General features: G+C 63.5%; 4 protein-coding genes. 2 read left to right on the top strand and 2 right to left on the bottom strand.

The window, feature by feature from the left end:
- Positions 1-74 precede the first annotated feature (74 nt).
- Positions 75-2492: a hypothetical protein gene (locus tag RUU78_RS25475; RefSeq protein ID WP_313920700.1), complete on the top strand. Its 2418-nt coding sequence runs from the start codon at positions 75-77 to the stop codon at positions 2490-2492.
- Between the two features lie 47 nt (positions 2493-2539).
- Entirely contained in the window at positions 2540-2878 is a 339-nt protein-coding gene (locus RUU78_RS25470; protein WP_313920699.1) for a hypothetical protein, read from the top strand.
- A gap of 195 nt (positions 2879-3073) precedes the next feature.
- Here the strand turns inward: RUU78_RS25470 and RUU78_RS25465 are convergent, their stop codons facing one another.
- Positions 3074-3397, bottom strand: a complete 324-nt coding sequence (locus tag RUU78_RS25465; protein WP_313920697.1) for a hypothetical protein — start codon at positions 3395-3397, stop codon at positions 3074-3076.
- 116 nt (positions 3398-3513) lie between these two features.
- Positions 3514-3705: a hypothetical protein gene (locus RUU78_RS25460; protein WP_313920696.1), complete on the bottom strand. Its 192-nt coding sequence runs from the start codon at positions 3703-3705 to the stop codon at positions 3514-3516.
- Between the last annotated feature and the right edge of the window lie 169 nt (positions 3706-3874).

The raw sequence follows: 3874 nt of genomic DNA, 5'->3' as shown, positions 1-3874 counted from the left end.
GCCGCTGGCCACGCCGCCGGCCATTCCGCCGCGCGTCGGCACCGGCCAGCCGAAACTGATCTGATCGCCGACACATGGCCAGCGCGCTCGACCTCCTGCTCAGTCGCCAGGCCGCCGCCGCCGGCGTGGGCATCGGCACGCGCCGAAACCGCGTCCTGCCGGCGCCGACGCCGACCACGGACATCCCCGGCCGCACCGGCACCGCCGATTATGCGCTGCGCAAATCCGTTCCGGTTTGCGTGCCTGAAGACCTGATGAGCCCGCTGACCGAGACGAGCTACGCCGCGCGCACGTATCACGCGACCCGGCGCCAATACTCCACGAACGGCGTCTACAGCTTCCCGCTCAAGCCGATCAACCGGATTACCGTCAGCACCGGCGACGGCCTGCCGAAAACGCGCGCGCTGTGCATGGCGGAAGACGATGGATCGACGGGCCTGCGCGTGCTTGAGCACGACATCATCGAGACCGGGCGAACCTACACCGCCGCCGCGAAGGTGCAGCGCGTCTACATCAACGGCACGTTCATTCCCGTCGCTTTCGACGCGCGGCTTTCCGCCATCAGCTTCGGCGGCAAGTGCGGCCGGCCGTTCTCGCTGCAGGTCTACCCTACCGGAGGCGTTGCCGCTGACCATGGCTCGATCTTCGGCGCGCACGTGCTCGGCACAGCCACGATCACGTCGGCGCGCGTCATGGGGCTCAGCGCCAAGACGACGGGAACGCTCAAAAAGTTTGAGATCGTTCTGGCATCGCCAGGCAAGCTGGTCGAGCGCATCGAGGACGCCGCGTGGACGGTGCTCAATTCGCTGGTGACGCCATTCCCGAATGAGGAATTCCCGTGGAATCGGCGCGTGCACCGCTTTGCCGGTCTGAAGTGCTTTCAGCGCGTGAACGGCAACCTCTACACCGATCAGACGCTGTCGACGCTGATCGACGCGACGGCCCGCCCGGCGTCGTTTGGCGCCGATACGGAATTCCCGCCGCGCTATTTCAAGCTCACCGCCAACGCGGATTACACCTCGCCGTCGACAAACTACGTCTTCCCCGGAGACGCCATTTTCCCGAGGAGGATGTTTTGCTTTCCGGAGGCGGTCTACACGGGCAGGATGAATCCGTTTCGCTTGCTTCCGACGGATCACATTTTCAAGTGCGCGGCTGGGCAGGTGTGGCGCGTCGGCGTGACCATCACCGCCGGCGCCGGCAGCACCGACAATTTCAAAATCTACCTGCGGAATCGCTTCGACTCCTTCCTGGAATCGTCGACAACGGTCGATCGCCTGATCGGCGAAGTCAACGCGAAGAACTGGTCGGCCTATCCTGCAGCGCCGTCCGGCGCGCCCACCAGGCGACCGACGACCTACGCAATCACCAGTAAGCCGGACGGCAGCGAGGCGTATGTGCTGGCGTATTGGGAAGACACGTCGATAACGCCGGCGTCTGATCGCCGGCGCACACTCACCAGCGTCTTGCGCGTGGAGCTATCGGAGACTGGCGCGTCAGACCCGGCAACGGGCGTCGGCATCAGCACGGCGATTACTGACGTGGACGTCTTTGCGTCTTTCGTGAATACCTCGACATCGTCAGACACGTCGACGCCAGGATCGACGAGCGTAGCCACGACGGTGGAAGACCTTGGGCCTTGCGGCTCGGGCACGCTGCACAAGACGACTCAGGTGTATACCGCGCTGGCGACGGTCGCCGCTACAAGCAGCGCCACGGAATTGAGCTATCGCCAACTGCTCTGGGTCTATGCCAGGCACACCAACGAATTCGACCTGGTCGAGGCGGTTTTCTCGACGACCACCAGCGCGACCGGCTCGGGAACGATCGACGGCGGGACGCATACCTTTGTCACGACAGAATACTGTGACGCCGGCACGACAAAGTGGAATGGCGTCGGCTCGGGAGTGGTGGCAACCGACCTGACGAATGTCGACAGCTTTGACGCCTGGATAGAGATCAGGTCTTCAGTGCGTGGCGTGCTGGTGCCGAAAATCGGCGTGCAGATGACGGCAACGCAATCCACAGCACCGTATACCGACTACTCGCAGACATGGGCTTATCCTGCTGGTCCTGCCGGTGGGGCGCTGCTGGGAACGAAAACCATCAACTACGCCGGGACATTCTACGGCGGCATGGCGAGCGCGTTCGCCGCGGCATACAGCCTGAACTACGGCACGGGCGCCGAGAGCGAAACCGGCACGCGCTACACCCTGCTGCCGGGAACATCCGACGAATTCACGACGCTATGGCTTGCCAGTGGCGCCGCCTATCACTCGCCAGAGTTGCGCGTGTGGGAGTACATCAACGGCGCCATACAGGACTACTCCGCCGGCGCCGGCATCGGCCCGCGCAAATTCACGGTGGCGGACAAGGTCTATCACGGGCACGTCGTGCCGATAGCAACGCCAATTCAGCGAGTATGCGTCAATGCGCGCGCAGGAACCGCCTATATCGCCCCGTCCGATGCGGACGCCGGGCATTTCTATTGAGCGCGCAAGACGGTCAGCCACCACAACCACACGCCGGAGCAAATCCAATGCACGAAGACGCCGACCGAGACCAGCCAACAGACCCCGGCGACCGCCGCGCGGCATGGCGAGACGAAGCCCGCTCTCTGCACGAGGAAGCGCGCGCGCTGCGTGGCGAGTTGTCCGCAATCAGCGGCAGCCTGCTGCGACTCGAGGCGTGCATCAAAAGCCACCTCGAAGAAAACGCCAAGGTTCTCCCGGTGCTCGAAGACCTGGTCGCGCTGCGCCGCGGCTCGCAGATCGTCCTGCCGATTCTCGTCAAGGTCGTCGCCGCCGGCTCGACAGTCGCCTGCTCGCTGTGGGCTGCAGCGTACTGGCTGCGCGATCACGTCAACGTCAAGTGGTGACGCGCGGCGAGAAATGAAAAAGCCGCCCGGAGGCGGCTTGCTGTCAGCGTGCGATCGGCGTCGCGCGCGGCTCGGGGTAGGGCGAATGCCCTGAGGTATTTTCGTTGCTCCCGGCCGGGAGAAGGCACGGCGCGAGGCGATACGCCAAGGGTTGCGGCAAGCTGGTCTATTGTGAGCAGGGGCGCCATGGGTGTGTTATGCGGCATCGGCGTGGTAGATGCCGGACGGGCTTTTGAACTCCCGCACTTCACCGCGGTCATCAACCTTGTAGCTCGCAGCGTGGCCGAGGTTGCAATCTTCGGTCTTGACCGCGTAGTGCACCTGGCATCCAGCCAAGGTCATGTTGCCGATCTCGACATACCAGTTCGTCGAGCGTGCGTTTGTCCGGACGCCAAGCGTTTCTTCGCTGCTGCGGACGGCCTTCACAGTGCCGAACACGGCGCGGTAACTACGGCCGTCCGGCGCGAAGAACCAGTTGTCCGTGGTAATGAGGGCCTTGCTTCCGATCTCGATGTTCATCTCGTGTCCTTGTGTTTGCCGCATAACCCGGCGCTCAAGCGGGACCGTCCGCAAGCGGCCGGCCCCTTAGCTCTGCGTTAGCCGTCACCAGCACAGGCCGGCGACGGCTCATGGGATCAGAACGCTGCAATGCGCTCGCCGAGAACGCCGCTGTAAGCGCTCATGTGGTCGGCCTGCCGTTGCAGTCGCTCCATTTCGGCTTCGTCAAGGCCGGCGAAAATCTCGGTTCCAAAGAACGCCTTCAGCTTCGTCAGCTTGTCGTCCAGTTCTTCCTTCTCGGTTACTACTCGCTGCTGGTGCGGTGCCATGTTGCTTCCTTTTGCAATTGCCGGCGTTCATCGGGTGCCGGCTAACCCGTCAATCAACCGGAAAGCCCTGGCGGGCTTCCGGTTATCTCAGGCGTTAGCCGTCACAGTGGCGTATATCCGCTCTCGAAAGCACCGGCCGGTGAAAACGACTTGTAGCCGTCCTCATAGA

It is taken from the genome of Tahibacter sp. (genome assembly GCF_032229445.1).
Classification (GTDB): Bacteria; Pseudomonadota; Gammaproteobacteria; order Xanthomonadales; family Rhodanobacteraceae; genus Tahibacter.
Note: the sequence above shows the minus strand (reverse complement) of the source record. Positions and strands in the feature narration are given on the sequence as shown.

Coding starts and splice junctions, on each gene's coding strand:
- RUU78_RS25475 (WP_313920700.1), top strand. CDS start 75: ATGGCCAGCGCGCTCGACCTCCTGCTCAGTCGCCAGGCCGCCGCCGCC.
- RUU78_RS25470 (WP_313920699.1), top strand. CDS start 2,540: ATGCACGAAGACGCCGACCGAGACCAGCCAACAGACCCCGGCGACCGC.
- RUU78_RS25465 (WP_313920697.1), bottom strand. CDS start 3,397: ATGAACATCGAGATCGGAAGCAAGGCCCTCATTACCACGGACAACTGG.
- RUU78_RS25460 (WP_313920696.1), bottom strand. CDS start 3,705: ATGGCACCGCACCAGCAGCGAGTAGTAACCGAGAAGGAAGAACTGGAC.